Here is a 25851-nt window from a genome sequence, read left to right as displayed (position 1 = left end):
ACCGTGCACCGTGACCCGCCGGTCCGCCGGTCCGCCGGTCCGCCGGTCCGCCGGAGCGCCGCCAAACCGCCTGTGATCAGGTGAATCTGTGGCGCAGCCTGCTGCTCCTCCTCGGGCTCCTGTCCACTTTTCTCCCCGCGGCCGCCGCGTCGGCGGCCGACGGCTGGCACCGGGCCCCGCGGCCCGACCCCGTCGTCTTCGTCCACGGCTGGAACTCCGACGGGTCCACCTGGCGGACCATGGCCGACCGCTTCCACGCCGACGGGTGGCCGGCCGGCCACCTCGTCCGGTGGACGTACGACGCCACCCAGTCCAACGTCACCACCGCCGCCCGGCTCGCCGAGGAGATCGATCGGGTCCTGGACCGGACGGGGGCATCCAAGGTCGACGTCGTCACCCACTCCATGGGGGGCCTGTCCTCCCGCCACTACCTGAAGAACCTCGGCGGCGCCGCCAAGGTCGACGCGTGGGTGCCCCTGGCGGGACCCCGTCACGGGACCGCAGGGCAAGAAGCACTTCGGCCCGTCGAGGCCCCCGCGAGAGCGCACGGACCGGGCCCGCCGACGAGTCGACACCCGCCGGCGGGAGAGCGGCGATCTGGCCGGGCCTCGCCGGTCATCAGGCCCTCGGGTCGCCCCCACCCGTAACGTACGGATGATCACATCGTGCTGACCACACGAAGGGGGGACCATGACGCCGGTGCACTTCCGGTTACTGGGCGGCATCGAGGTGCTGACGGACGGCCGGGCCGTCGACGTGGGCCATACGCGCCAGCGGTGCGTCCTGGCGGCCCTGCTCGTCGACGCCGGACGGCCGGTGACGGTGGACAGGCTGATCGACCGTGTCTGGGCGGACCACCCGCCCCAGCGCGCCAGGGACGCCCTCTACAGCTATCTCTCGCGGCTCCGCCGCGCACTGGCCCACGCGCCGGACCCCGCGACGGAGATAGAACGGCGGGACGACGGCTATGTGCTCCGTGCCCGGCCCGAGACGATCGACATCCACCACTTCCGCACCCTGGTGTCCCGTGCTCGGGCCGCCACCGACGACGAGCGGGCCATGACCCTGTACGACCGGGCCCTCGCCCTCTGGCACGGGGAGCCCTTCGGCAGTGTCGACGGCCCCTGGTTCCGGCAACAGCGCGACGCCCTGGGGCAGGAGCGGCTGGCGGCCGAGCTGGACCGCAACGACCGCGCCCTGCGCTGCGGCCGGCACACCGCCCTGGCGGCCGAGCTGCACGGCCGCGTCGAGGAACACCCGCTGGACGAACGCCTCGCCGCCCAGCTGATGCGCGCCCTCCACCACTCCGGCCGACCCGCCGAGGCGCTGGCTCAGTACCGCCGCCTCCACCGCGCCTTGGCAGAGGAGCTGGGCATCGCCCCCAGCGAACCCCTGCGCACCCTGCACCAGCGTCTGCTGGCATCCACCGCGGCGACGGACAGCGGTGCCGTACGGACCGGCGGTGCCCGACGCGCGACCGAGGACAGCGGTGGCCCGCACCCGGCCGCGACCGCGAGGGACGGAGCGGGAGCGGGTGGGGGAGCGGGTGACACGCCGCCGGGCCGGCCACCGTACCGCGTACCCCGTCAACTCCCCCCGACCTCCCTCCACCTGATCGGTCGCGGTGCCGAGACCGCCTTCCTGGACGACCTGCTCCCGGCTCCCGCGGCCCCCGGCACCGCAACCGCCGCCACCGCTCCGCTCGTCACGCTCAGCGGCCCGGCCGGAGTCGGCAAGACCACCCTCGCCCTCCACTGGGCCCACCGGGCCAAGGACGGCTTCCCCGACGGGCAGCTCTACATCGACCTGCGCGGCTTCGCGCCCGACGCCTCCCCGCTGCCTCCCGACGAGGCCGTGCACCGCTTCCTGGAAGCTCTCGGTGCCGGCCCCGGCGTGATTCCGGCCGACCCCACGGCCCGCTCCGCCCTCTTCCGTACCCTCGTCGACGGCAGACGTCTGCTCATGGTCCTGGACAACGCCCGCGACACCGACCAGGTACGCCCCCTCCTCCCGGGCACGCCGCACTGTCTCGTGCTGGTCACCAGCCGCCGGCGGCTGGCCGGCCTCGTCGTCCACCACGAGGCGCGCCATCTCGCCCTGGACGTCCTCAGCCCGCACGCCGCCCGGGAACTGCTGACGGCCCGCCTCGGCCCGGACCACGTCCACGCCGAGCCGGACGCGCTCGCCGAACTGGTCGAGCGCTGCGGCCGCCTGCCGCTCGCGCTCAGCATCGCCGCCGCCCGCGCGACCACCAGTCCCGGACTGTCCCTGGGCGCCCTGGTGGCGGAGCTGCGCGACGGGCGGCACCGGCTGGCGGCGCTGGCCACGGGCGACGGCGGGGACACCGACGTGACGTCGGTCTTCTCCTGGTCGTATCGCGCGCTGACTCCGGACGCCGCCCGGCTCTTCCGGCTGCTCGCCGACCACCCGGGCCCGGACACCACCGCGGCCGCCGCCGCCGCGTCGGCCGGACTGTCCTTCGACCAGGCCCGCGCCCTGCTGGCCGAGCTCGTCAACGCCCACCTGCTGCAGTGCCACCCGTCGGACCGCTACCAGCTGCACGACCTGGTCCGCGCCTATGCGGCCGACCGGCTGGCCGCCGACGAACCCGAGACGGACCGCCGGGCGGCCCGCCACCGGTTGTTCGACCACTATCTGCACTCGGCGCTCAGCGCCGACCGGCTGCTCGACGAGCACCGCGATCCCATCCCCGTGGACCCGCCCGTACCCGGCGGCCACCCCCGCCCGATCACCGGCCCGGAGGAAGCCCGGGCGTGGTTCGCCGCCGAGCACACCGCCCTGGTCGCGGCCGTGGACGAAACCGCCCGCGGCGGTCCGGCCGGACACGCCTGGCGGCTCGCCTGGGCCCTCGGCCCGCACCTCCAGCGCACGGGCGCCTGGACGGAGTGGGTGAGGGCGCAGCGCGTCGCCCTGGCCGCCGCGACCGACGCCGGCGACGCGATTGGCCGTGCCCACGCCACCCACGCCCTGGGGCTCGCCTGCGCCTGGGCGGGACAGCACGCCGAGGCCGAGGCCCGTCTCGCCTCGGCCCTCACGGAGTACGCCGAGTTCGGCGACCTGCGCGGGCAGGCCCACACCCACCGCACCCTGGCCTGGCTCGCCCAGCGCCAGGACCGGCACGCGGACGCCCGCCACCACGCCGCCCGCACCCTGCGCTTCTACACACGAGCCGGCTTCCTCCCCGGCCAGGCCAGCGCACTCAACGTGATCGGCTGGAGCCAGGCCCAGCTGGGCCACCACCGTCAGGCGCTCTCCGCCTGCGGGCGGGCCCTGCGCCTCTTCGAACAGGTCGCCAACACGACCGGGCAGGCGCACACCTGGGACAGCCTCGCCTACGCCCACCGGGGCCTTGGCCGGCACGAACAGGCGATCGCCTGCTACGGGGAGGCCGTGCGGCTCTTCCGCACGCTCGGCGACCGCTACAACACCGCCACGTCGCTGACCGGACTCGCCGACAGCCACAGCGCCACGGGCGACCTGAACGCGGCGCGAACGGCGTACGGCGAGGCTCTGACGATCCTCGACGAGCTGGACCACCGGGAGGCCCGGGAGATACGCCGCCGCCTCCGGTCGGCCGATTCCAGAAACGTACAAGGTCCGCCCAAGACCGGGCGGCCACGATGACGGCACCTTGACCGTACGCGACCACCTGTCGCATGCACCTCATGGGGGACCGTCATGCCGACGACCGTGCTGGACACGTCGTCCTTACCGCGACCGGAACGCACCGAGGCATGGGCCGCGGCCACGGCGCGGGCCCTGCTGACGACACGTCTGCGGTTTCCCGATCCTGAGCGGTTCGACGCCCGCATGCGGGCCACGACGCTCGGACCGGCGCAGCTGTCCGTCCTGACCTACCGGCCCCTGGCCTGCCACCGGTCGGCCGCGCACATCCGCCGCTCGGATCCCGAGCTCCACCAGCTGGCCTTGATCACGTCCGGCCGCCACACCGTCGAGCAGGCCGGCCGCCGGGCCGTCTGTGGTCCGGGGGACCTCGTCCTGTACGACAGTTCCCGCCCCGTCGACGTCGTGGCCGGACCGGACGGTCAACCGGGCGCATGCCTGCTGCTGCAGTTCCCGCGCAGCGCGATGCGGCTGCCGGACAAGCTGGTCGCCGCCGCCTGCGCGACGCCCCTGACGGCGTCGAAGGGCCTGAAGCGGGTGCTGCGGGAGACACTCGGCACCCTGGGCGGGGCGCCGGACGACTTCGACGACAGCGACCGGGTCAGGATGGCGGGCACTCTCGTGCAGCTCGCCGCGTCCGTCGTCGCGGGGCACACCGAGCGGGCGGGCGAGCTGCCCGCGCCGTCGAGGGCCGCCGCTCTCTACCACGACAGCAGGGAGTTCATCGCGGCCAACCTGCACGACCCGGAGCTCGACCCGGCCGCCGTCGCCGCCGCCCACCACGTGTCCCCGAGGACCCTGCACAGGGCCTACGCGTCCTTCGAGAGCACCGTGAGCGACACGATCCGCCGGGAGCGGATCGGCCACTGCCGCCGGGACCTGGAGGACCCGCTGTTCGACGCCTCCCCGGTGAGCGTGATCGGCGCCCGGTGGGGGTATCCGAGGGCGTCGGACTTCACGCGGGCCTTCAAGGCCGCCGTCGGCATGCCTCCGGCCGCCTACCGCGCGGCGGTCCGGCGTGGCGACCGGCCGTGACCGGCCTTCCGGCGGGACGCCGCCCGAGGGCTGGGACGGCAAGCGCTCCGGCCCCCGGTCTCCACCGAGGTCAGCCGCAGGTCTCGTAGTTGTAGCCGGCCACGCGCTTGTCGCCGTTGCGGTCGTAGAAGGTGTAGTCACCGTCCCCGTCCCGGGACACCGCGAAGGAGCGGCCTCCGCTGCCCTGGTACGTGTCCACGGAGCCGTTCCCGTCCGTGTCCTTCAGCCACTGACCGGCCTTGCCGAACGTGTCCTTGCCGACCACGCCGTCCGCCGAACCCACGTAGGCGCGCTGCCAGGCGATCGTGGCCTGCTTCGTCCTGTCGCCGAAGGCGCCGTCGATCTCGTTCCACGCCAGGTGGCCGTCCGCCCACAGGATCTTCTGCCACAGGCACGTGGCGTTCGACGAGGCGTGACGACTGGTGGACAGGATCCCCTCGTCGTTCCAGTCGTCCGAGAAGCCCGAGCCTCCGCGCACGAACGCGAGGCCGCTGTAGTCACCGCTGGCCGCGGCCGGCGAGGCCCCGACCAGGACCGCCGCCGTCACCGCGACCGCCACACCGCCCGCCGCCCGGACACGCTTCCACGCCGTCATGTACGACCCCCTCACTCAGCGGCCGGGACCCTCCCGGCCCTCCTCTCCGGTGTCCACCACGCGCCGGGCGCGTGGTCCGGGAGGCACACGACGACTGTGCCGTCTCGCCGTCCACCGGTCCTCAGCACAGGGCGCCACGGACTTTCCGGAGAGCGCCAGGTGTCACGGGGATCGGTCCGGGCGCGCTTCCCCTCCGGGCAGGGCGAGCGGGCAGGCGGCCCGCATGGGGCGTCCTGCCGTCCGCACCGTCTCGTCCGGGACCACAGGAGAACCCTTTCTCCGGCGCGCGCCGGATCCTTAGGATGATCGCCGGTGAGGAACGAGGGGGACGGGGACATGACCGTGCACGACAACGACCTACCGGCCGGCCGGAGCACCGGTCGCCGCCGCCTGGTCAGGACGGTGGCGGCCGTGGTCGCTCTCTGCTGTCTCGCCGCGGGGTGCGGCCTGTGGGCCGAGGACATGGAGGTCGCCTGGGACACGCCCGTGGACCGCAGGGCCGAAAGCCAGGGCAACGGCGCCTGGTTGGCCGGCGACACCCTGGTCCACAGCCGCTTCGACGCGGTGCGCGGATACGACGCCTCCAGCGGCGAGCGGCGCTGGGAGTACGTGCCGCCCGGCCGCTCGGCCGTCTGCCACGCCGCCGCCGACGCCGACCGCTCCGTGCTGGTCCTCACCCGCGACGGGGACGGCCCTTCCGCCTCGGCCAAGGGCAAGCCCTGCGCCACCCTCGTCGCCATGGACATGACCGACGGTCGGGAGCTCTGGCAGGCCCCGCATCCCGCCACCGACCCCGGGCTCCAGGACTTCCGTCCCTCCACGGTGTCCGCGGGAGGCGGCATCGCGGTGTTCCCGAAGGGAGACGACCTGCACGCCGTGGACGTCCGCACGGGGAAGCCGCGCTGGAAGGCGGCCCTCCCTCAGGGCTGCGTCCCGGGCAGGACCGCGGTGGCCGAGCGCCAGGTCGCCGCCCTCCTCGCGTGCGGCGGCACCGGCGACCGTTCGGACGACGCGATCCCGGTCGGCGCGGAACTGCATGCCGCCGCCTTCGACTCGGCGTCGGGCGCGCTCCTGTGGTCCGGTCCGCTCGGGGGCCGAACCGCCATCCACTGGACCAGCCGCGCGGAGTTCGTCTCGGCCGACCCCGTGGTCGTGGCCGCCTCGGAGTCCGGCGATTCGAAGGGCGGGGCCTACCTCTCGTTCGACAGGAACGGCCGCCCGAACCCGCCGATCGATTTCAGCGGCCCCTACGGCGAGATCAGGCAGGACGATCGGCTCACGGCGGCGGTGGACGGCGCCAGGCTCTACGTCGTGCCCCGCCACACGGTCCGGCTCAGCCGTTACGAGTACCGACTGACCGCCTTCGACCTGACCACCGGCGCGCCCGTGTGGGGCGGCACCCGCGACGACGACCGTCTGGACGGCGGAGAGAGCGCCCGGTTCCTCCTCGGCGACGGAAACCTCACCGTCCTCGCCTGGCACGACGACGGTGCCCGCCTCCATGTCCTCGATCCCGCCACGGGCGACCGGCGTGATGTCTACGAACTGCCCGCAGACATGGACTACGTGAGCCAGGTCTTCGAGTACAAGGACCGCCTCATCGTCGCCCGCTACGGCGCTCAGGAACCCGTCAAGCCCTTCACGGCCTACGACCGCCGCTGACCGGCCACCTGCGCAACGCCGCCGCTCCCTTCGCTCCCGGGAGGACGTGCGCTTTCTGGGGGCGGCTCACGAGGCGCCGTCGAGGACCTCGCGCAGCCGCCGCGCGAACTCGTCGGGCTTTCCCGGGCATCCGGACTCTCCGTCGCGCAATCCGCCGCAAGGCTCGGGAAGACGGTCACTCCCCGTCCGAGCAGCTCGGCGGCCGCGACCGGGTGCGTCCGGTCTCCACGAGCGCGGACTCCTCGCCCATGGCGATCACGACGCGGGTCATGGGAGGGAGGAGGGTTGGTGTGGTGTCCTGCGTTGTGTGCCGAGCGGAGTTGGGCCGGTTGTAGTCAGTTTCAGCGTGTAAGGCCCGGTTGCTGTTTGTGCCGATCACGGCTGTTCTGCCCGATCAAAGGGTTTATCGGCGTGGCGGCGGGCCGGTCCTGGCCGCCTGCTCAGGCTGAACGGGGAATTCACGATTGCCGCAGCGTGGTTTCTGATCACTTCATGTTGGCCCTCGCCATCCTGTGCGTTGATGCACCGCTCTTGGTGCACCCCTGGAGGAAAGCTTGGTCGAGTGAAGCCCACCCAGCGGTTCGCCGCCGTCACTGCCGCTGCTGCGGCTTCGATTCTCCTCAGTGCAGGCGGCGCTCTGGCTCAGAACGACGAGGGACTCCTCTCACCGCTGCTTGGCAACGTGTCGCTCCTCCAGGTCTGTTACCCGATGGGCCAGGTAGGCCACGGCAACACCTTCGCCGGCACGCAGAACATCAACTGCAACCAGAACGCAGAGGTGACGGCCCCGGCAGCAAACGGGGGAAATGGCACAGGCGTGACCGGAGCGGAGAGGGTGTCCGAGAGCGCGGTTGTCGAGCCGGGCCAGTTCGGCAGCGCCGTTGCTCTGTGCCCTGAAGGGAAAGTGGTCACCGGCGGTGGCTTCTCAGCCTTCCCTGAGGGCTTCCAGATCCAATCGGCGGATCCGCTTCCGACCGTCAGCACCGAAGCACCCATCGCGTACAGCGTTAGCGGGACGAATCAAGGAACGCAGCCGGTCACCCTGACCGCGCACGCGGTCTGCGTCAACGGCGTCAGGGCCTGAAAATTCAGGTCAGACCGAGTTCTGAACCACCCCTGCGTGAGCAGTCAGCCGAGGAAGCCTCGGAGCACGGCTCCGGGGCTCTCGCTTCTATCGCTTGCCGGTGGAAGCTCTCCACCTGGCTCCGACGAAGCGGCCGCGGCACGAAACGGCGGCCGTCCCGCACCACCACCCGCGCGGGACGCCCCCACCCCATGAGGCCTGCGGACGGGGCGCCGTAGTGGCCGAGGAAGTCCTCCCATTCGGCGTCGGTAAGGGTGCGGTACTCCTCGTCGGGGCGCAGGGCGCGCCGACGCCAGTGGACCCGGACCGGCTTCAGAGCGACAGCATCCAGGGGGCGAAGTCCCGGGGATCCCTTCGCATCACCCGATCCACACCAGCCCCCAGCGCTCCAGGAACCGACACCAGCGCAGCAGGTCCATCCCGTACGAACGGACCGTCGATGACGGACACCCGCACCCTTGCAACTCGACGAAGATCGGCAACAGGTACGGCCGCGCCGGACCAGCCGTCTGCACCAGCCCACCGGATTCCGGCAGCACAAAGCCGCCCAGATCCCGGGCGGACTCACCCGTCTCAAGCATGGCCACCGCGCAGGTGGGTGGTGCCGCCTGCGAAGTGAGTGGTCCGCAGGCGACCTGCCAGCCGTCGACCGTCACCGTCCACGACTGGGGGTTGTCCGTGGTCGGCGCCACTGACGCGCATCTGCCCATGGAGCGTGCTTCACCCCTTGCCCTAACGAGAGCATGGCGGTGGTTGTCGGGGCCACATGGGCGTGGAGTGCATGGGGCCGTTCCGCCAGCGCCTGCGGCTTCTCCCGTCCGCAGACCTCATGGGGTGGGGGCCGCCCCGCACCGGCGGTGGCGCGAGGGCCACGAGCCGTGCTCCGGCTTCTCCTCGGCTGACTGCTCACGCAGGGGTGGGCACGCGGGACACACTCCTGGCGGCACGCATACAGCCGGGTCGATATCAAGGGGTCATCCGCGGCCACGGCCTGCCGCACGACGAAGTCCAGGCCCGGGAAGACCGTGTCATCGGCAGTTTCCAGCTCCATGACGGCGTGATCCCCTGGCGGACTGATCCTGCAATCTCTTCACCTCTCAGCGCATAGCGCCAGGTGCGAGCTGTCGCAACTGGGCGATCAGGGAGCCTGGTAGAAGGGTATGGGAATGTCGTGTGCCTTCGGAGCCGCCGTGTAGTGAGCCAGCAGCTCGTCGAGGTTGGAGAGGAGGAAGGCAGCCTCGTCTCGGGCTTCATCGACATCACCCTGGTCGCAGGCCTTTACGATCCCAGCGACGTCGTCACGGATGCTCGAGAGGGAATCGCCCTGGATCAGCGCCGCCCGGAAAGCTACGCGGGGGCAGACGGACTACCGCATCGTCACCCGCGTCCGTGAACAGCTCAACCTCGATACGTTCCATCCGGCCATCCAACCGCAGGACCCGTCCGCACCAGAGGCGTAGCCATCACGGGAGCGCGGTCAGAGCCTTGTGCTCGGCCCGGCTGAGCGTGACGGTGGGCTCGGCCGTTCGCGGGTGGCGCGCCGCTGATCTGATCGGCTGCGGCGTCATGGGTTTTCTCGTCACTTCACGGCGGGGCCGATGAGTTTCTGTCTCCCGGCCGGTCCAAGCTGGTGTCACCTAGGAAGGACACCGCCATGTCGGAGCTTCTCGTCGACTTCATCACCTCCCTCGACGGTCACGCATCGGGAGAGGGATGGCCCGGTTTCTGGGGCCTCGAGGGCCCGGAGTACCTCGCATGGCTCGGGGAGCAGCCCGAGGCCACCTACCTGATGGGAGCGAACACGTACCGCCTGATGTCGGGCTTCGCCGCAGGCGAGGTCCCGAAGGGCCAGGACGAGTTCCGGCCCGAGGAGGAGGCGTCCGTCGACGAGCTCACGCAAGCGTCCAAGGTGGTGTTCTCCTCCTCACTCGAGGAGCCGCTGATGTGGGCGAACTCCACGCTCGTCCGCGACGACGCGGTCGAGGCGGTCCGCGCCATGAAGTCGAGCGGCTCGGGGCTCCTCAGCACGATCGGCAGCCTCAGCCTGTGCCGGTCCCTGCTGCGAGCCGGACTCGTCGACCGCTTCCGGGTCGTGATGTTCCCGGTGATCACCGGGGCCACGGGCGAAGAACGCATCTATGACGGCTATCCGGACGTTGCCCTCGAGATGATCGATCACCGGACCTTCGACGGCCGCATCCAGCTGGTCGAGTACAGGCCCCGCGTGCTGGAGCACCCGCCCCTCGGCGTCCCTGCGTGACGTCGCCCCGTCCGCCGGTCTGGACGGCCGCCAGGCCGGCAGCAGGTGCGAGCAACACCTGACAGGGCCCGGCCAACGTCAGGGCGACGCCGGTCCGCCTGGACCCGATCCGTCACAGGTCAGTCCATCCGAACGCCGCTCCCTCGGCCCCGGCGCGCAGACCGCGCCAACCCAGGCCGCCCCGGCCGACCTGCTCGCCGACCTTCCCGGCATCCGCCTGCCCGACCTCGCCGAGCTCTGCCACCGTGGCGTGTTCGGCGCCCGGCAGGTGCAGGCCCCCGGCGCGCGCCGCGCGCTCGGTCAAGGCGTCGGTGGGTTGCCGGCCGTATTTGGAGGCGTCTTCTGCCTCGCCGGGCCATTTTGGGCGGGCGGGGACGGCGAGGTGAGGGGGGTAGGGGTGCCTTTCGGTCGGAGGAGTTGTGGCCGCGAGTCCCGGCAGGGATCCGGTGTAGGTGCCGGCGTCGCGGTCGATGACGTGGGGCCCGCCGGTGGTGGCTCCGCTGTGGTTATACGGGGGTGCGGTTGTTTGTCTGGATGGCGGTGGGTGACGAGTCACGGCGACGGAGGGTTGTCACGGCACGGCACGGCACGGCACGGCACGGCAGGAACAGGCGACACGGCCGGACCCACTACCGGCACCCGGACCGCACCGTGATCACCGTCGGCGGGGAGGTGGACGCCGACACCGAGGGCGGCCTGCTCGCCGTCACCGGGCTTCAGCCTCCGCCTGTGCGGCTGCTGCACCTGACCGAGACCTATGAGTTGTTCGCCGTCGACACCGCGACCGTGGCCGGCTCGCGCGACGCCCTGACCGCTTGAGCCGGGCTCCGGTAGAGGCGCCCCCGGGCGCGGGCGATGACGCGGCGCCGGCCGGCCTCGGCCGTTGAATCGACTGCAGCCTCGGGGGGACACAGTGGTGGGGGGCGTCAGGGGTGCCGAGGCGGTCGTCGGCCAGGGTGATGGTGGCGGTGATGCGTTTGCCGACCGGTTCACGGCGGGGGGTGAAGCCCTCGCTGACGGCGAGGATGATCTGCGGTCTGTGCTGGCCGAGCCGGTCGGGGTCGGGGGCTCGGGGGATCGGTAGGGCCGGATCGCTGTCTCCCATGGTGACGTGGATCGGGCCCTCGATGGGCTCTTGGGTGAGGATGCTGGGCCCGGGGGCGTGTTTGCGGGCGTTGGTGACCAGCTCGGTGACGATCAGCTGCACCGTGCCCGTGACGTGGTCGGTGACGGGCAGGCCGTGGACGGCTTGCGGGTTCGGTCAGGGAGGCGCGGGTCAGATGGCGCGCGGCGGCGGCGATGTCCTCGCTGCCTTCGAACGCGGCGGTGACCGTGATGGGGGCGGGGAGCAGCGTCTGGTGCTGACCACGGTCGGCGTGGTCCATGGTGGCCTGCCTTGAGCCCGCTCTCGGAGGTCTATGAATGGAACACGATTGCCCTCAAGACCGGGCTCGCCGAGCGGGCGCGGGCGGTGGCCGTGGCGGTGTGGGTCCGGGCCTGCGGTTGTGGTCGATGTAGCGCGGCTGGTGGTCGATGTCGTTCTGGCCGCCGTGGACACCGTCGCCGTGGTGTATGTGGTGCGCGGCGCGTTCGTGTGCCGGCACCGTCGCCGTGCCCGACGCCTCGAGGTCGCGCTCGCGGTCCTTCCGTGACGGCCCGAGGGACGGCCGCGTCCTGAAGCCGGAGACCGGCATCGACAGGGTGGAGCGGACCCGCCAGACCTTGGAAGCCGCCGCCGTGAAGGTGGCCGCCGCGCTCCAGGACAGCCGGCGGGCGCGCGAGGCCGCCCACGGCCTGCGCCCGCAGCCCGCCCCGGCGGCGGTTCCGCCGCCGCACACCCAGCAGCCCGGCATCCACCCCGCGTCGGGCCGAACCACAGGAGGAGTCACGTGAGCACCCGTGAAGAACGCCCCCACCTTGACGACGCGCTCGAGCGCCGGAGCCGGAGTCGAAGGCGGAGTCGAAGGCGGAGCTGGGTAGGCGGCGGACGCGGCTCCAGGAAGCCGCTCAGCGCCGTCTCGATGCGGAGGGTGTGCTCCGGCCGGTCTTCCTCGCCCGTCACGGTCCCAAGGACGTGGACGCGCGTCGCGAAGCCGCCGCGCGGCCGGCCCGCGTCAGCGAGGGCCTCGGCGGGGGAGCGGACATGGAAGCGGTGACGGTCCAGCTGCTGTGCATGCTGCTGCCTCGTACGTCAGTGGCCCGGTAGGGGCGGGCTGGCGGGAAGGGAGCGGGAGCGTTCCCTCTCCCGGCGGAGGTGTTGGTGACCGGCTCTCGCTGTGGGAGTGGGCAGCACGATCCGTGTCCGCCCGGTCAGCTCCGGCCGGACCGGCACCGGCGTGAATCATGCTGGGTTGTGTCGCCTGTTCGTACGAAACCGGCGATTCCCGTGCCGTCTCGCGACGAGGCATCACTGATCATGAAGCCACCGTGTCGAGCAAGCAGGCTGAAGGGCTGATCTCAGTGGGAAGACGCCAGATCGTAGGGACCTCGGCAGCCGGCATCCTCCTGCTCGCCGGGATGGTCGCCGCACCGCCGCCTTCGCAGGCGGACACCAGCGAGGGCCGGGCCACGGATGTGGCGTACGTGAACCCGTACAGCATTCCCTGTGACGGCGTGCAGTACGCCGTTCGCAATGGGTACGTCTCCACTTACCGTGCGAGCGCTGGAACTGCGCAACATGTCAACGAAGGCTATGTAGGGCCCTATACCTTCAAGGCCGTCAAGGGTGAATCAACGACGAACACAGTGACGGACACTCACACGGTCAGTGTGAAGCTCGCAGGCAAGCTCGTCGGCGCGGACAAGCTGGCCGAAGGCAGCGGAGAGTTGAGCTACACATACGCCCATACCATCTCCGAGGCGAAGTCCGTGACGTTCTCCACAGAGAACAGCTTCACCATTGTCGCAAAGGGTGGCTACATCGAGGCTGTTCCGGAGTACGTCAAGACGCAGGCCAGCGCCGACTACTGGACGCGTTCCCGGGACGATGGCTGCGAGCCGAAGCGGAGCAAGGACCGCATGAGCATGGACGCAGTCACCTCGATGGGCTGGCGACTGCTGTGCGGGCCGGCGAGAAGGCCCTGCGTGGCGGGCAAGGACTACGAGGCGAAGTCGGTCTCTGCTCCCACTGAGGAAAGCACCGCTGCGAGCGTCTATCTGCACGGAAACATGCCGCACGTGCCCTACCGCCATGTTCAGGAGTGCCACTACACCGAGCTCTTCCACAACCGCCGCTTGTGCGACTTCTCCCTTCCCGAACGCTGCCAGGTCAACGTGGCCGGCTATCGAGAATTCCGTGCAACGCTCGAGTGTCCGACCACGGTGCATTTCAAGGGCTATCGCATCATGGGCAAGGACTACCACGTGAGTGTGACCAACGGACAGTGGCCGTCGGTCAGGTTCGACTTCCGTGCCGACGACGAGAAGAGTTGCCTGACCGGCCGCAATTGCGATTGGGGGCAGGTCGCCTATGGAAGCATGTGGACCAGCGGCGACGCCAATCGCGAAACCGTGAACGTCGTCACCCCGCTCTATTAGCGGCCCTCCCTCTCACTTCTGATCGGAAGAGGACATGAAGCTCCGCGCCGCGCTGGCATCCGCACTCGCCCTCCTGTGCTGCAGCACCGCAGCAGGCCTCGCACTCGGCTCCGCACACGCGGATCCCCGAGCGGTCGACTGCTACGACCTGAAGGCCGATCAGCTCGCGAAACCGTCGTTCGACAGCATCACAGGTCGGCTGCGCTATGCGTTCCAGATGAGCCAGAGAGGCGAGGAATGCTCCATCCGCGTCTCCTACCTCGATATCTCCACGACGGACGACGGCGCCACCGGCGAGTACAAAAGCGTCGAATACCACTCCTGGGTGGTCGGAGACAACGTGCTCCTCGGCCCCCACCACACCGTGCGTGACCTTGAAGTAGTCGTCGAGCCGCGTTCAGCGGAGGCGAACCAGCCTTTCGACAACGGCAGCCGTATGAAGGCTTGGGCCTGTTACGAGCACGCCCGTGACTGCACCCAGGGCGATGCCATCGCATTCATGCCCGTCGAATGACCCGCCGCCTTCGGTCTCGTCGGGGGTGGGCAGCGGCAGCCGACGCGTGTTCGTGTCGTCGTGGGTCACGGGCGGGAAGGCGGCCGCGACGCGACGATCCGCTGCGCCGGCCGAAGGTCACGTCGTGACGAAGCCTCGGACGCGTACGCCCGGCCGAAGGCCGTGCGGGCCTCCCACTGGCGTGTCAGCCTCCCTGCCGGCAGGCGACGGCGGGTCCGCGCGAGGCGGCGGTCTTCGCGCCGGAGCCCATGGAGCTGCCCTTGGCAGGTACTCACTCGGATGGGGCAGCCCGAAGTGGTGACGAACGGGTAGGGATCGGACAGTAATTCGTCCCTCCTCTTCAACAAGGAGTACCTGATGGGTGAACTGCCTGGACTCGGCCACGGCCTTCTCATCGTCCTCGCGGACGAGGTCCTCGAGCTGCCGGAGTGGCGCCTGGAGCTGGCCACGGGCGGAAACGACTGACTTCGTTGACGTTCACACGGCAGGCGGCGGGTTCCGCGGTTGCGGGGAGCCCGCCGTCCCACACATCCCTGGCGTATCCCGGTGCTGTCCGCCTGCCGGTCGTCGACGAACTGCACGGCCGACGCGTTCTTGATCCCTACCGGTGGCTGGAGGACGACGAGGACCCGGCGTGCACGCGGTGGCTGGACGAGCAGGAACGGCTGTTCGCCGCGCATGCCCCGTCCTGGAACAGCCGCCCGTACTTCAAAGCGGCAGTAAGACAGCTGCAGGAGCTGGGTGGCGCGGTGCTGCCGATGGCGACTCCGCCGGTGTGGCGCGGGCCGCGACGGTTCTACCTCCACCGGGACAAGACGGCCCAGTTGCCGGTACTGGTGGTCGCCGACGGCACCCAGGCAGCTCAACAGCAGGGGCAGGTGCTGGTCGATCCCATGGGCCTCGACCCGGCAGGGCTGACTCTCCTGACCGCGTGGCGGCCCTCCTGGACCGGCCGCCTGATCGCCTGCCAGCTCACACACCGGGGCAGCGAAAGCCCGCAGCTCCGGGTGCTGGACGTGACCAGCGGCCACACGGTGGACCGTCCGCTGCAGCCCGGCCGGCCGACCCCGGTGGCGTGGCTGCCCGACGACACCGGCTTCTTCTACGTCACCCACGGCAGCACATCGGCCTCGCGCGGCGTGCGGCTGCACCGTCTCGGCAGCGACCCCGCCACTGATCCGCTGGTCTTCGACACCTCGCACGCGCACGTGTCCGTAGCGATCAGCCCGGACGGTCGGTGGCTGACCATCAGCTCCGCGCCGGGCGCCCAGAGCGGAAACGACCTGCGCCTGGCGGACCTGTTCACCTCCGGCCCCGAGTCTCCCGAGCTGCGGCTGATCCACCACGGCGCCGAGGAGCGAACCAGCGCGCTGCTGAAGTTCGGCCCGCACGGCCTGCTGTACGCAGTCACCGACGCCGACGCACCCTACGGCCGGGTGTGCAGCGTTGACCCGGCCGAACCCACCCGACCGGCATGGTCCACCCTGATCGCCCCGGAGCCGGGCACTTTGCTGATGGCGTGCACGGCGCTGACCGACCCCGGCAGCGGACAACTGCGGCTGCTGGTGGGCACCAAACGTGACGGCGCAGCGCACCTGGCCGTGCACGACGGAGCCGGCCGAAAACTCACCGACGTGCCCCCGCCGGGCACCGGACCTGGGACGATCAGCAACGTCAGCGCTCCTCCAGGTGACGATACGGGCCAGGTCTGGTTCACCTACACCGACTTCGTCACCCCTCCGGCCGTCTACCGCTTCTGCGCCCGGCAGAGCCGCTGCTTCCCGGACGCACCGGCCGGCTCCGCGGATGCGCCCGCGTCTGCAGCGCCCCGCGTACGGCAGCTCACCTACCGCTCCGAAGACGGCACCCCCGTAAGGCTGTACCTGATCGAGCCACCTGAACCGGCAACCGGACCGAGACCCACGATCCTGACCGCGTACGGAGGCTTCGGCGCTCTGGCGGCGCCCGCATACTCCCCCACCATCCTGGCCTGGGTACGAGCCGGAGGCGTCTATGCCGTCGCCCAGGTCCGCGGCGGCGGCGAGCGCGGCACAGGCTGGCACGCGGCGGGAAGCGGGACCAACAAGCCGAACTGCTTCGCCGACTTCGCCGCCGCAGCGCGCCACCTCATCGATCAGGGCATCACCACACCCGACCGCCTGGCCATCAAGGGCGCCTCACACAGCGGCCTGGTCGTCGCCGCGGCAATCACCCGCGACCCGGACCTCTACTCGGCCGCCGTCTGCTCCGACGCCCTCACCGACATGGTCCGCTACCCCCACCTCGGCATGGGCCCGATGTGGGCGCCCGAGTTCGGCACCGCCGACAACCCCGAACACCTGACCGTGCTACTCGGTTACTCTCCCTACCACCAGCTGCGGACCGGCACCCACTACCCGGCCGTGCTCCTCACCAGCCCACGCCTCGACCCCCGCGTCGGCGCCGCCCACATGCGCAAGTTCACCGCAGCGCTGCAACACGCAAGCGCCTCCGACCAGCCCATCCTGCTACGCACGGAAGCCGACGTCGGTCACGGATACCGCACCGCCGCCCGCTGGGCAGACCTCGCAGCCGACACCCTCGCCTTCTGCGCCACCCACACCGGCCTCACACCAGCGCCGGTGTAGGAATGGGCAGGAGGTGGTCGCACCGCGGCAATGGCCCGGCGCCGTCGGCAGGGCTGGAGAGAGAATCAGCAGGTTCCGCTGGCGGAAGCGGACGTGGTGGTGCGGGCGCCGGGGGCCGGGGTGCCGCACGAGCTGATCCGGTGGACTGCCCGGCGCAGCGACCAGAGCGCCGCCTCCCTGGCTGAGCTGGAGCACGAGTACGTCACCGCCGTCGACGACGACGGCGAGCTGAAATTTCTGCCCGTGGTCTCGGGGCGGGCCCGCGCCACGATGAACCAGATCGCCGCCCGCAAGACCCGCCCGCCCAAGCACAAGACCAAGCCGCTCGCGCAGCTGCGCGTCTGGTGGAAGGTGAGCGCGACCCTGACCTCCAAGGCGGCCGCCGACGTCATCGACTCCCTCCTCGAGCACGCCCGCGCCGCGGCTGCCGCGATGCGGGCCCGGGGCGCGGCCGTGGTCGACCTAGCGCTGGCGGCCGTCGACGTCACCGCGACGGTGTTCGTGATGAACGAGGGCGGGTACTTTCACCGCCGGCACCTGCTCGCCGAAGCCCGCCGTCATCTCGCCCTGGTCCTGCGCGGCCGCCGTCGCGCTCCCGGCCTGGACGAGGAGATCGTGGCCGCCGCCATACCCCTCCACTACGTGGACGTCACCGAGCCGAAGACCGTACGCGGCCTGAGGCCGGCTACCGCCTCCACACCGCCCGGCGGATCCTGTCCGACCCCGCCCGCCCCAGCGCCACCTGCCGCTACCTCGGCGAGTGGGTCACCACCAAGCTGCGCTGGGCCTGCCCGCCGGCCAGGCCGCAACCGACGCCACCAAGGTCTACGCCGGCGGCCCGTGCGAGCAGCAGGTCGTCCACTACACCACGACGTAGCCACCGCGCCCACCCCTGGCCGTACGCGGTCTTCGGAATGCCGCGACGAGCAGCGCTTCACCGGTACGGAGGAGTTGGGCCCGGCCGCGTACCTCCCCCGTGTCCACCGCCGGGCCCGCCGGTGTGGGAGCCCCGCCCGGCGACCGGGTTTGCGGGGAGGACCTGGTTGCTGTCGAGCGCGCACCCCGGTCGCCTGCCACAGCGGCGAAGAACACCCGGTTGCGCCCCACGAGGCGGGGGAGCGCCCGTACAGTGACGCCATGGACATGAGCTGGGTCAAAGACGGCGTGCGCTACACCTTGAAAGTGGTCGAGCACCCGGACTGGACGGCGCTGTCCGAATCGAGCACTCCCGGCGTGCTCCGGGCCCTGCTGCGCGGGACCGGCAACAAGATCGTCGGTCACGGGGGCCTGCGCTCCGCGACTGGTGTTGTCGCGGGTGTCGCCGCGGTGTCGGCGACGGTGGGCGGTGGGCTGGTGTTCGCGGGCATGAAGCTCAAGAGCCACCTGGACGACCGCAAGGCCGAACACGACAAGGCGCCCGCGGGCGCCTCCGAGGAGACGGCCGCGAGCGCCGATGTGGTCAAGGTCGAGGAGACGGCCGTAACCGTGACTCCCAGACTGCGCGCTGTGTGAGCGTCAGGCGAAGCGCTGGCGCAGGTGCAGATCCGCATGACGTTCGGGGCGTCGCCCGTTCCGCGCGTACGCAGGACGCCACGGCGGCGGCGAGCGCGCAGTCCGCTCTCCACGACGCTGCGGGGCTTGGACCCCGCCCCCCGACCATCTCGGCGGCGATAAGGCCTCCAGCTCCCCCCGCGCTATCTGCGCCGACGCCAGATCAAGCACATCATTGCCGAACCGAAGGACCAGCGGGCCAACCGCCGACGCAGGGGCAGCAAGGGCGGCAGGCTGGCCGGGTTCGACAAGGAGATGCAAGCCGACGCAACGAGGTCGAGCGCACGATCAACCAGCTCAAGCACTCCCGGGCCGTGGCCACGCGATACGACAAGCGGGCCCACGTCTTCGCCGGAACCGCCACCGTGGCCTCGATCCGCCTCTGGCTCAGGCCATGAGCGGCAGCCTTGGTGCCCTGCTGGACGAGATCCAGTAGCGTCCGAGCATTTCGGCGGCCGGAATGCAGTCGCTCATGGTGTTGGCCCAGTCGTTGGGTTTGTTGAGGACCAGCCGGGTCAAGAGCCTGTCACGGGCTCGCTGATGTGACGGGTCAGTGATCTTCAGAGGGTTGGGCTGTTTGGTCTCGTGTTTTGGCTTTGGGGGGCGGGGCGGGGTGGAGTGGTTGCGTTCAGGCGTGATGAGCGTGGTCTGGGGGCGTGTTCGGTTTGGTTGTTCGGGCGCTTAGCCTGCGGTCCTGTGGTTGTGTGGGATTGATCTTGGTTTTCTCGTAGGTGTGGTGGCACGTCTGTAGGCGATTGCGTTCTCTGGGAGCTCGGGGTTCCGGATGGTGCTGTTCAGTGGCGTGTGTGGGTGAGGAAGGCCTGGAGCGGATCGTTCGCGTTGAGGGGCAGGCGGGGTAGTCCGAGGCGGTGGGCGATGAGGCTGAGGGCGTTGCCGGTGTCGCGGTGTGGCCGGTTCGGGAGGGTGGCGAGTGCGCGGGCGAGGGCAACGGTTTCGGGATAGGTCAACAGGTCCCGGGCCGGGAGGCGCTGTGCGTGGTGGTCAGGTGGGGGTTGGCCACGCGGAGCCGGGCCAGGCGGGTGTGCCAGCGGTGGGTGAGGTGTTGCTGGTGGTCGTACCAGTGGGTGGTGATGGCGCGCGCCTGTTCCATGCGGTGGCGGCTCGGGGGTGTCGTAGGAGTCGCTGGTGTGCGTGGTGCGCGGCGGCGGTCTCGGGCGTCGCCCGAGTGTGGAGGGGGAAGGTGAGCCGGGGGTCGGGGGTGGCTTGCTGATGGCGTGGGCACACCAGTCGGTGCGGCGGCCGATGAGCCCAGGCGGTGTCGGTGGCGTCGTGGCTGCGGTGGGGGGTGCACAGGGTGCAGGCGCGGACGGACTGCTGTGCGGCCTCGAGCCGTTTCCAGCGTGCGGTGGCTGTGGTGTGGTGGGCGTCGTCGTTGGGGGCGAGGCGGGGCAGGGCGCGCGCCAGGTGGGGGAGTGGGATGCGGGTCAGGGTGGCGAGGTGGTCGCAGGCGGCGGGGCTGAGGTGGAGTTCAGCTGTCGGTAGCGTGCCGTGGCCGGTCAGGGGGATGCCGGCGCCGTCGAGAAGCTGGGGCAGCGTCAGCCGGTAGGCATCGGCGAGGGGTTGCCGATAGGAGGCGGTCGCCTCAAAGGTCAGCGGCCGTACACGGAGCATGCCCGGAGCGGCTGACGGGATCCGCAGCGATACCTCTGTGGTGAGGATGGCGCGCTGGGCGGGGGCGGCTGCGACCGCAGTACTGGCTGTGACGTCTGTCCGGCTCACGGGGTGCTGGTATTGCGGCTTCGGGGCCGGGCGCGGGGTTGGTAGTGCTGTTCGGCGAGGTGGTCGAGGCGGACGGCGTCGAGTGTGGTTTTGGTGATGCGTTCGGTGCCGTCAGTGAGGGCGGTGATGGCGGCTTGACGGATGAGGCGGGCGAGGCTGCCGATGCGGCCGGCGGTGCGCTCATGGAGGTAGGGGGCCAGCTTGGGGAGGGTTCCGGTGCGGTGGTGGCGCAGGTCGAGCGCGCCTTCCATGGCGGTGAGGAGGTCGCGGAAGGGCTCTTCGTCGCCGAGGCGAGCGGGGAAGGCGGCGCAGTCGATGAGGGAGGCGCGTCCGGCGAGCTGGGCTCCGCGCACACCGGTGAACAGGGGTGTGGTGGTGACGTCGATGCTGGCGTAGACGAAGGTGGCGCCGATGCGTTCGGTGAGGTCTTTGATCAGGTCGGCGCTCTGGGCGCCGGTGGTGGTGCGGGGGTTGAGCCGGTGGATCTCGTCGATCATCACCAGCTGTACCCGGGCGGCGGTGTAGGTGTGGCAGACAGCGCCTGTGATCTGGGCCTGGGACATGCTGGCGGTGACGGGGATGCCGAGTTAGCGGGCGAATTCGGTGGCGAGGGTCTTGGCGCTGGCTGCGGGCGGGACCAGGACGTAGGCGACCGGGGCCTGTCCGGCTGTTGCTGTGGGGCTGTGGCGGCGGGTGTGGGCGAGGTGGCAGGCGCGTCCGACCTGGAGCAGGGCGGTGGTTTTCCCGGCGCCTGCGGGGCCGGTGACGATGAGGGACGGCCGTGCGGTGACGGTCTGGTGGCGGCCGAGGATCATCAGGGTGCGCACGTTTTTGGCGAGAGCGTCGATGGCCGGGGTGCGCACGGTGACGAACCGCGAGTGCTAGGCCAGGCGTTCCTCAAGGCTGCGGGGCGGCGCGCCGGATGGGGGAGGGGCTGCCACGGGGTGGTGGCGAAGGTCTGGAAACCGTCCCAGGTGGTCACCGATCGCTGCTGCGGATCGGGGGGGGCATCGTTAGTGCTTGCCGCGGCCCCGGTAGACCGGTCAGCCGCCCGTGGGGACCTGCTGGCCGATGCATCGCTCGTGCCCGGTGAGGCGTTCACCACTGCTCGGCCTCCGCTTCGAGCTAGCGCAGTTCTCCCGCCGCTCCGCCTTTGGCGGGGTCGAGAAGGGAAGCATCGGGAGGCCGTGTACGTATGGACGTGACGAGGTTGCTCGTGTGACGCAGACGGGGGGTGTCGCGTATGGGGTGGAGAAGTATGTGATCGACTTCTGGCCGAAGGCCTGACAGGTGTGGCCGGCGCTCGGCGCCGGCCACACCTGGTTTTGACTTTGACGGGGAATCCGTCGTCTAGGCCGTCGATGATCCGGTTGGCATTGTAGAAGCCGCTCAGCAGGTTGCCGGCGGCGCCGTTCTGGGGACCGGGTACGGGCAGCACAGAGAAGTTGTTCTCTTCGACGTGCATGTCGAACTCGGAGGCTGCGGAGCCTTCGTAGGTGGTGGCGAAGGGAAACTCGTCGCACTCTTTGCCGCCGGCGGTTAGTTCGCGCCCCATGCGCGGGTGCACTCGCGGATCGCGACGGCACGGTTGCGGTCCCGGCGCTCTCGTCGTTACGCACCATGGGCAGCATGGGGCTGTCGCCGCCGGAGCAGCCAGGCCGTGTACACCACGACCGGTACGGCAACGGTGGGAACAACCCACGACGGTATGCCGAGCCACACGGAAGGCAACCCCACGGCAGCACAGCTAATTGCCAGGGCGGCGACCAGGGGTTTCCCGTACCGGCGCCAGGTATAGGGCTCGTGGTCGAGGGGCCTGACCATCCGCACCGCGCCGAAGACGAGGCCCATGGCTGCCAGGAGACCCAGGAACGTGCCGAGGGCGACTGTCATCTGGGGTTCGTCGCGGGGTTCTTCGGAGGTGCTCTGCTGAATATCTCCCTTCCTGAGCGTCGTGACGTCGCCGCGCCAGACGGTGCCGGTGACCTGGTCTCCCGGCTCAAGCCGTTCCAGCAGCGGCCCCGGGTCTCCGAAAAGCACGACCCCGTTCCAGAAGGGTCCGCCCGACAAGGTCGCTTTGTAGCTGCCGCTTTTACTCTGCTTGATCTTCGTGCTCTGGACGGTGAAAGAGACCGTACGAAGACAGTTCTCCCCTTTTTCCGACGTCGTGCCGGCAGGGCAGGGCTCGGCCGCCGCGTAGTCCTGATATCGCTTGCTGTCGGAGGGCAGCCACGCGGTGAACACGAGATAGCAGCCCAGGGCCGGAATCAGGGACGACATGATCAGTAACGCGCCCATGAGCCGCAGTCGGCTGGGAGACCGCCGGGCGGGTCCGTCAACGCCCTGCGGAAGCAGCGGCGGCCCCTCCGTCCCGTGGATGGGGTTCGTGCTCGTCATTCTCACTCACCTCTCGTAGCCGGACCTAAGGCCCTGCCGCCGCGGAACGGTCCAGACCCGCCGCCGTAGTTTCCTTGAGCTCAGAACCGGAAGACAACGAGGTTTGAAAGCAACCTGGTTCCCTCGTCCTTTCCGGGGTTCGGCAATCACCGGGCGACGGCGGCCCGGATGCCGGAGTCGACCAGCGCCGCGCACGCCTTCGACACCGTCACCACCGACCCCGTCCGAGTCCGGCCACTCCTCGACCTGGTCGTCACCCTCGCCGTCCGCCTCGCTGGCGGCGCCACCGCCGAACGGACCGGACCCGCTGGTGACTACCTGAAAGCCAGCTGACGAACCCGTACGACGACCTGGCCGCCCCGGCACCCGCCCGGTACGGTCGCCGATCACGGCGCACGCATGGCGCCGCAGCAGATGCTGTTCGTTGCGGTGCTCTTCGACCCACTGAGCGAACAGCTTCAGCGCCTGCTGCTCCTGATCGGCGTCGAAGTCGCTGTAGGGGCCGACGCCGAGGGTGCAGGCGTTGGCCTCCTCCCGCTCAGCGGGCGAACGCTGCGGTCAGGCTGATGCGGTAGCCGTCCTCTTCCATCAGCACGACGTCGACGCCCGGCCCGCTGCTGGTCCAGTCCCGCCGCGGCGGCCTCCCGCGGAGCCGCTTTTCTGATCTCGTGGATGCGGCTGCGGACCTTCCCGACGGCGTGGTCATGGATGGCGAGCTGGTCGTGTGGGTGGAGGGCCAGATGTCGTTAGAGGCGCTCCAGCGGCGAGCGGTCTCCGGCGGCCGGTCCGCCGCCGGGCTTGCCTGGGAGATGCCGGCGCACTTCATCGCCTTTGACGTCCTCCAGCTCGAGGGCCATGAGCTGCTGCACCTCCCGTACGGCGAGCGGCGCGCACGCCTGGAGGAGCTGTTCAGCGACCGGGGGCTGGGTGCCCGGTGGACGCTGTGCCCGGGGACGACCGACCCGGCGACGGCCACCGAGTGGCTGACGTCCTGAACGCAGGTGCCGGGCGTCGAAGGGCTGGTGATCCGGGGGAGCGGGAAGCGGTATCGGCCGGGGAGCCCGCGCGCTGTACAAGGTGCGCCACCGCGATACCACCGAAGCCGTGGTGGGCGCGGTCACGGGCACCGTGCGGCGGCCGCGGACGCTCGTGCTGGGCCGCCTCGACCCAGACCGGCATGCTCCGGCCGGTCGGCCGCAGTCCGCCGCTGCGGCCGGACGCGGCGCGCGACCTGGCCGAGCGGCTGACGCCCGCGAGGCTCGGCCACCCGTGGGAGGGGGTACGGTTCACGACCTCCTGGAGGCCCCGCGCCCCGCTCGACGTCGTGCTCGTCGAACCGGAGCTGGTCGCCGAGATCACGGCCGACACCAGCGCCGGAGTGCGGAGCTTGGCGGCACCCGGTGTGCTTCGCCCGGCTTCGGCTGGACGTCGCGGTCACACACGTCCCGCCCTTCGGCGCGGGCGCCGAGCCTGCCAGCGGCTGACCCCGGGTGAGGTGTACGGGGAGAGGCGGCGGCACTGGGAAGTGCCGCCGCCTTGGGGAGCCGGCTCAGCCGGCCCGGTTCTTCGTGCGCTTGGGCAGGAAGAACATCAGGGCCCACATCAGGGCGAGGAGGCTGCCGACCCACCACAGCACGGTGATGAACGCGTCGCGGTTGACTCCGGCGTCGGGCGAGCCACCGGTCGTGGTGAAGAACACCAGGGCAGTCAGCGCGGTGCCCAGCGCGATGCCCAGATGGATGGCGGTGTTGAACAGACCGGAGGCGGCTCCGGCGTCCTCGTGGCGGACGCGGGCCAGCGACAGGTCGGCGAGCGGGCCGCTGACCATGCCGAGACCGAACCCGATCAGCACCACCGGAGCGGTCAACGCCAGCAGGGTCAGGTCTGCCTGACCTCCAGCGGCCTGGAGTCCGTAGGCGGCCATCGAAGCGGCCGCAATGAGGGCTCCGGCCTGGGGAAGGCGGCGGGCAAAGCGCCCGCCGCTCTTCGCCGCGAGCGTCGCGCCGGCCAGCTCCCCCAGGGAGAGCAGTACGAACGCCATGGCTGCGTGGAAGGGGCTCATGCCCAGCCCGTGCTGGAGGTACAGGGTCCAGGTCATGAAGAACAGCCCGCACAGCAGGCCGTGCACCAGCTGCGCGGCCGTACCGCCGGAGAACTGCCTGCCCCGGAAGAGGGACAGCGGCACAAGGGGTGCCTTGTCCTGCTTGCGCTGCTGATGGCGCAGGAAGACGCCCAGCACAAGGAGACCGGCGGCGAGCATGACGAAGCACCACAGCGGCCAGTGATGGAGGTGGCCCTCGCTGAGCGGAAAGACGATCAGCACGACGGCCAGGGCGGACAGCAGCATGCCGGTGAGGTCGGGCCGGTCGGCCTTCTTCACGCTGGACTCGGGGATGAATCGGCGTCCCAGGAGGAGCACGGCGAGGCCGACGGGCACGTTGACCAGGAAGATCGGCCGCCAGGACAGCCCGAACAGGTCGGCCTCGGTGAGCAGGCCGCCCATCACCGGGCCCAGGACATTGGCGAGCGACATGATGGCCCCGTACAGACCGAACACCTTGCTGCGCTTCTGCCCGTCAAAGGCGACGTGGAGGGTGGCCAGGATCTGCGGGATCATGATGGCCACGCCCACGCCTTGGAGGGCGCGGGCGCCGATCAGTACGCCCAGCCCGGCAGCGAGGCCGCACAGCAGCGAGGCCGTGGTGAACACGGCGGTGCCGATGAGGAGGATCCTGCGCCGGCCGTAGAGGTCGCCGAGGCGTCCGCCGGTGATCAGTCCGACGGCGATGGGCAGGGAGTAGCCGGTGGTCAGCCATTGCACCGCGTCCGGTCCGGCGCCGGTCGACTCCTGGATCGCGGGCAGGGCGGTCAGGACGACCGACTGGTCGATCATGTCCATCAGCTCGGCGCCCAGTAGCACCAGGAGGGCGATCCAGGCAGCCAGGCCCATCTTCGACAGGCCGGGTGTGGGGTGGTTTGGGGGCAGGGTGGTGTGCTGCGGCTCGTTGTCGAGCGCGGGGGAAGGCACTGTGGGGCTCCTGATTCACGGAGTCGGGGAGCCCTGCGGTCAGCCGCACCGGGGTCGGAAAGCACGAAACCCGGGGCAGACGGCAGAGCTGCACCCGGGAAGAGACAGGGAAACGCGGGGGTGGGTGACGCAACTCAGGCCAGCGCGACGTCCGCCCCCGGACACGTTCAAACGAT

Annotated in this window: 24 protein-coding genes and 4 pseudogenes; 17 read left to right on the top strand and 11 right to left on the bottom strand. The window is 70.7% G+C overall.

Annotation, left to right across the window (positions count from 1 at the left end):
- Nucleotides 1–80: 80 nt before the first annotated feature.
- From ABD954_RS00220 to ABD954_RS00210, 3 genes are read left to right on the top strand one after another with little or no spacing between them, the layout of a single operon-like run.
- Complete coding sequence (locus ABD954_RS00220; protein WP_345483638.1) at nucleotides 81–647, top strand: esterase/lipase family protein; 567 nt, start codon at nucleotides 81–83, stop codon at nucleotides 645–647.
- 43 nt (nucleotides 648–690) lie between these two features.
- Nucleotides 691–3645, top strand: coding sequence for an AfsR/SARP family transcriptional regulator (locus ABD954_RS00215; protein WP_345483637.1), 2955 nt, complete (start codon nucleotides 691–693; stop codon nucleotides 3643–3645).
- Nucleotides 3646–3699: 54 nt separating this feature from the next.
- The gene (locus ABD954_RS00210) at nucleotides 3700–4680 is read left to right on the top strand and encodes an AraC-like ligand-binding domain-containing protein (RefSeq protein WP_345483635.1); all 981 of its coding nucleotides are present in this window, start codon (nucleotides 3700–3702) and stop codon (nucleotides 4678–4680) included.
- 70 nt (nucleotides 4681–4750) lie between these two features.
- On the opposite strand, the gene ABD954_RS00205 is transcribed toward ABD954_RS00210, so the two are convergent.
- Entirely contained in the window at nucleotides 4751–5275 is a 525-nt protein-coding gene (locus tag ABD954_RS00205; protein WP_345483633.1) for a peptidoglycan-binding domain-containing protein, read from the bottom strand.
- 312 nt (nucleotides 5276–5587) lie between these two features.
- Between ABD954_RS00205 and ABD954_RS00200 the strand changes: the two genes are divergently transcribed.
- Nucleotides 5588–6937, top strand: coding sequence for an outer membrane protein assembly factor BamB family protein (locus ABD954_RS00200; RefSeq protein WP_345483632.1), 1350 nt, complete (start codon nucleotides 5588–5590; stop codon nucleotides 6935–6937).
- 66 nt (nucleotides 6938–7003) lie between these two features.
- Here ABD954_RS00200 and ABD954_RS00195 read toward each other — a convergent pair.
- A pseudogene (locus ABD954_RS00195) lies at nucleotides 7004–7205 on the bottom strand (alpha/beta fold hydrolase); the annotation flags it as partial.
- A gap of 294 nt (nucleotides 7206–7499) precedes the next feature.
- Between ABD954_RS00195 and ABD954_RS00190 the strand changes: the two are divergent.
- Nucleotides 7500–8021 carry a hypothetical protein gene (locus ABD954_RS00190; RefSeq protein WP_345483631.1) on the top strand — a complete coding sequence of 174 codons (522 nt, stop codon included), beginning with the start codon at nucleotides 7500–7502 and terminating at the stop codon, nucleotides 8019–8021.
- Between the two features lie 359 nt (nucleotides 8022–8380).
- Here the strand turns inward: ABD954_RS00190 and ABD954_RS00185 are convergent, their stop codons facing one another.
- The 3 genes from ABD954_RS00185 to ABD954_RS33520 all read right to left on the bottom strand — a co-directional run bounded on the left by ABD954_RS00185 (nucleotide 8381) and on the right by ABD954_RS33520 (nucleotide 9439).
- Entirely contained in the window at nucleotides 8381–8713 is a 333-nt protein-coding gene (locus ABD954_RS00185; RefSeq protein WP_345483630.1) for a hypothetical protein, read from the bottom strand.
- A 446-nt stretch (nucleotides 8714–9159) separates the two neighbouring features.
- Nucleotides 9160–9327, bottom strand: a complete 168-nt coding sequence (locus tag ABD954_RS33525; protein WP_425584101.1) for a DUF6959 family protein — start codon at nucleotides 9325–9327, stop codon at nucleotides 9160–9162.
- Complete coding sequence (locus ABD954_RS33520; protein WP_382746097.1) at nucleotides 9320–9439, bottom strand: DUF6959 family protein; 120 nt, start codon at nucleotides 9437–9439, stop codon at nucleotides 9320–9322. Before ABD954_RS33520 ends, ABD954_RS33525 begins: the two co-directional genes overlap by 8 nt.
- A gap of 236 nt (nucleotides 9440–9675) precedes the next feature.
- Here ABD954_RS33520 and ABD954_RS00175 point away from each other — a divergent pair, with 236 nt between their 5' ends.
- Complete coding sequence (locus ABD954_RS00175; RefSeq protein ID WP_345483626.1) at nucleotides 9676–10281, top strand: dihydrofolate reductase family protein; 606 nt, start codon at nucleotides 9676–9678, stop codon at nucleotides 10279–10281.
- A gap of 112 nt (nucleotides 10282–10393) precedes the next feature.
- Here the strand turns inward: ABD954_RS00175 and ABD954_RS00170 are convergent, their stop codons facing one another.
- On the bottom strand, nucleotides 10394–10585 hold the full coding sequence (locus ABD954_RS00170; RefSeq protein ID WP_345483625.1) for a hypothetical protein: 192 nt from the start codon (nucleotides 10583–10585) through the stop codon (nucleotides 10394–10396).
- A 347-nt stretch (nucleotides 10586–10932) separates the two neighbouring features.
- On the opposite strand from ABD954_RS00170, the gene ABD954_RS00165 reads away from it, so the two are divergent.
- The 8 genes and pseudogenes from ABD954_RS00165 to ABD954_RS00130 all read left to right on the top strand — a co-directional run.
- Nucleotides 10933–11100 (top strand): hypothetical protein, encoded by a 168-nt coding sequence (locus ABD954_RS00165; protein WP_345483624.1) that lies wholly within the window; start codon nucleotides 10933–10935, stop codon nucleotides 11098–11100.
- Between the two features lie 792 nt (nucleotides 11101–11892).
- A complete protein-coding gene (locus ABD954_RS00160; protein ID WP_345483623.1) occupies nucleotides 11893–12174 on the top strand; it encodes a hypothetical protein in 282 nt (93 codons plus the stop codon).
- A gap of 139 nt (nucleotides 12175–12313) precedes the next feature.
- A complete protein-coding gene (locus tag ABD954_RS00155) occupies nucleotides 12314–12487 on the top strand; it encodes a hypothetical protein (protein ID WP_345483622.1) in 174 nt (57 codons plus the stop codon).
- A gap of 221 nt (nucleotides 12488–12708) precedes the next feature.
- Nucleotides 12709–13818 carry a hypothetical protein gene (locus ABD954_RS00150; RefSeq protein WP_345483621.1) on the top strand — a complete coding sequence of 370 codons (1110 nt, stop codon included), beginning with the start codon at nucleotides 12709–12711 and terminating at the stop codon, nucleotides 13816–13818.
- 34 nt (nucleotides 13819–13852) lie between these two features.
- Nucleotides 13853–14332: a hypothetical protein gene (locus tag ABD954_RS00145; RefSeq protein WP_345483620.1), complete on the top strand. Its 480-nt coding sequence runs from the start codon at nucleotides 13853–13855 to the stop codon at nucleotides 14330–14332.
- 470 nt (nucleotides 14333–14802) lie between these two features.
- Nucleotides 14803–16959: a prolyl oligopeptidase family serine peptidase gene (locus ABD954_RS00140; protein ID WP_345483619.1), complete on the top strand. Its 2157-nt coding sequence runs from the start codon at nucleotides 14803–14805 to the stop codon at nucleotides 16957–16959.
- A gap of 30 nt (nucleotides 16960–16989) precedes the next feature.
- On the top strand, nucleotides 16990–18471 hold the full coding sequence (locus tag ABD954_RS00135) for a hypothetical protein (protein ID WP_345483618.1): 1482 nt from the start codon (nucleotides 16990–16992) through the stop codon (nucleotides 18469–18471).
- Nucleotides 18472–18571: 100 nt separating this feature from the next.
- Nucleotides 18572–18908: pseudogene (locus tag ABD954_RS00130) on the top strand (IS5/IS1182 family transposase); the annotation flags it as partial.
- A gap of 566 nt (nucleotides 18909–19474) precedes the next feature.
- On the opposite strand, the gene ABD954_RS00125 reads toward ABD954_RS00130, so the two are convergent.
- The 4 genes and pseudogenes from ABD954_RS00125 to ABD954_RS00115 all read right to left on the bottom strand — a co-directional run bounded on the left by ABD954_RS00125 (nucleotide 19475) and on the right by ABD954_RS00115 (nucleotide 22647).
- Nucleotides 19475–19621 carry a hypothetical protein gene (locus ABD954_RS00125; RefSeq protein ID WP_345483616.1) on the bottom strand — a complete coding sequence of 49 codons (147 nt, stop codon included), beginning with the start codon at nucleotides 19619–19621 and terminating at the stop codon, nucleotides 19475–19477.
- A gap of 625 nt (nucleotides 19622–20246) precedes the next feature.
- A pseudogene (locus ABD954_RS00120) lies at nucleotides 20247–21232 on the bottom strand (TniB family NTP-binding protein).
- 384 nt (nucleotides 21233–21616) lie between these two features.
- Nucleotides 21617–21805 (bottom strand): annotated as a pseudogene (locus tag ABD954_RS33515) (NucA/NucB deoxyribonuclease domain-containing protein); the annotation flags it as partial.
- Between the two features lie 56 nt (nucleotides 21806–21861).
- Nucleotides 21862–22647, bottom strand: coding sequence for a hypothetical protein (locus ABD954_RS00115; RefSeq protein ID WP_345483615.1), 786 nt, complete (start codon nucleotides 22645–22647; stop codon nucleotides 21862–21864).
- A 168-nt stretch (nucleotides 22648–22815) separates the two neighbouring features.
- On the opposite strand from ABD954_RS00115, the gene ABD954_RS00110 reads away from it, so the two are divergent.
- The 3 genes from ABD954_RS00110 to ABD954_RS00100 all read left to right on the top strand — a co-directional run bounded on the left by ABD954_RS00110 (nucleotide 22816) and on the right by ABD954_RS00100 (nucleotide 23642).
- Complete coding sequence (locus ABD954_RS00110) at nucleotides 22816–22980, top strand: hypothetical protein (protein ID WP_345483614.1); 165 nt, start codon at nucleotides 22816–22818, stop codon at nucleotides 22978–22980.
- A 66-nt stretch (nucleotides 22981–23046) separates the two neighbouring features.
- The gene (locus ABD954_RS00105; protein ID WP_345483613.1) at nucleotides 23047–23214 is read left to right on the top strand and encodes a hypothetical protein; all 168 of its coding nucleotides are present in this window, start codon (nucleotides 23047–23049) and stop codon (nucleotides 23212–23214) included.
- Between the two features lie 20 nt (nucleotides 23215–23234).
- Complete coding sequence (locus ABD954_RS00100) at nucleotides 23235–23642, top strand: ATP-dependent DNA ligase (protein ID WP_345491854.1); 408 nt, start codon at nucleotides 23235–23237, stop codon at nucleotides 23640–23642.
- Nucleotides 23643–24196: 554 nt separating this feature from the next.
- Here ABD954_RS00100 and ABD954_RS00095 read toward each other — a convergent pair.
- On the bottom strand, nucleotides 24197–25675 hold the full coding sequence (locus tag ABD954_RS00095; protein WP_345483612.1) for an MFS transporter: 1479 nt from the start codon (nucleotides 25673–25675) through the stop codon (nucleotides 24197–24199).
- Nucleotides 25676–25851: the final 176 nt, after the last annotated feature.

Source organism: Streptomyces roseoviridis, from assembly GCF_039535235.1.
In the GTDB taxonomy this organism is placed as follows: Bacteria; Actinomycetota; Actinomycetes; order Streptomycetales; family Streptomycetaceae; genus Streptomyces; species Streptomyces roseoviridis.
The sequence above is the reverse complement of the archived record's forward strand: the minus strand, read 5'-3'. Positions and strand labels throughout refer to the sequence as shown.

Coding starts and splice junctions, on each gene's coding strand:
- ABD954_RS00215 (WP_345483637.1), top strand. CDS start 691: ATGACGCCGGTGCACTTCCGGTTACTGGGCGGCATCGAGGTGCTGACG.
- ABD954_RS00210 (WP_345483635.1), top strand. CDS start 3,700: ATGCCGACGACCGTGCTGGACACGTCGTCCTTACCGCGACCGGAACGC.
- ABD954_RS00205 (WP_345483633.1), bottom strand. CDS start 5,275: ATGACGGCGTGGAAGCGTGTCCGGGCGGCGGGCGGTGTGGCGGTCGCG.
- ABD954_RS33520 (WP_382746097.1), bottom strand. CDS start 9,439: ATGGAACGTATCGAGGTTGAGCTGTTCACGGACGCGGGTGACGATGCG.
- ABD954_RS00175 (WP_345483626.1), top strand. CDS start 9,676: ATGTCGGAGCTTCTCGTCGACTTCATCACCTCCCTCGACGGTCACGCA.
- ABD954_RS00145 (WP_345483620.1), top strand. CDS start 13,853: ATGAAGCTCCGCGCCGCGCTGGCATCCGCACTCGCCCTCCTGTGCTGC.
- ABD954_RS00135 (WP_345483618.1), top strand. CDS start 16,990: ATGGCCCGGCGCCGTCGGCAGGGCTGGAGAGAGAATCAGCAGGTTCCG.
- ABD954_RS00125 (WP_345483616.1), bottom strand. CDS start 19,621: ATGGAACAGGCGCGCGCCATCACCACCCACTGGTACGACCACCAGCAA.
- ABD954_RS00115 (WP_345483615.1), bottom strand. CDS start 22,647: ATGACGAGCACGAACCCCATCCACGGGACGGAGGGGCCGCCGCTGCTT.
- ABD954_RS00110 (WP_345483614.1), top strand. CDS start 22,816: ATGCCGGAGTCGACCAGCGCCGCGCACGCCTTCGACACCGTCACCACC.
- ABD954_RS00105 (WP_345483613.1), top strand. CDS start 23,047: ATGGCGCCGCAGCAGATGCTGTTCGTTGCGGTGCTCTTCGACCCACTG.